Raw genomic sequence first — 577 nt, forward strand, 5'->3', positions numbered from 1 at the left:
GTCGTAACAAGGTAGCCGTAGGGGAACCTGCGGCTGGATCACCTCCTTATGAAACAGCCTTGAAGAAGTTAAGTGCTCACACAGATTGCCTGGTTTGGTAGAAGTAACAAGAGAAACTGGGTCTGCCGATGGCAGATTTAGCGGATACTGGGTCTGTAGCTCAGCTGGTTAGAGCGCACCCCTGATAAGGGTGAGGTCGGTAGTTCAAGTCTACTCAGACCCACCAAATTCCCGCGATGGCCGCGTTGGAAAGCAGCTCGCATAGCAGGCTATGCTTCGCTACTTTCCGCCTTGCCCTCACGTGAATTCATTGGGGCCATAGCTCAGCTGGGAGAGCGCCTGCCTTGCACGCAGGAGGTCAGCGGTTCGATCCCGCTTGGCTCCACCATTTCTCTTGAAGTTAGCGTTAAGCGTTTTGATTAGAATGCTTACCGGTAACTTTGTGTTACACGCTCTTTAACAATATGAACAAGCTGATTGTAATAAAGTAATGAAATGCCACTCTACTTGAATCAAACCTATTTTTGGTAGAGGCGTATCGAACTTGTGTACAGCATCGAGAACAGCCCATACGACT

At 49.4% G+C, this 577-nt stretch carries 2 tRNA genes and 1 rRNA gene; all 3 read left to right on the forward strand.

Going from position 1 to position 577, the window contains the following annotated elements:
* Positions 1 to 49, forward strand: a 16S ribosomal RNA gene (locus J6J34_RS12540); the annotation flags it as partial.
* A 100-nt stretch (positions 50 to 149) separates the two neighbouring features.
* Positions 150 to 226, forward strand: a tRNA-Ile gene (locus J6J34_RS12460).
* Between the two features lie 86 nt (positions 227 to 312).
* Positions 313 to 388 (forward strand) — tRNA-Ala (locus J6J34_RS12465).
* Positions 389 to 577 lie beyond the last annotated feature (189 nt).

Origin of the sequence: Pseudidiomarina terrestris (genome assembly GCF_030466405.1) — a bacterium.
Lineage (GTDB): Bacteria > Pseudomonadota > Gammaproteobacteria > Enterobacterales > Alteromonadaceae > Pseudidiomarina > Pseudidiomarina terrestris.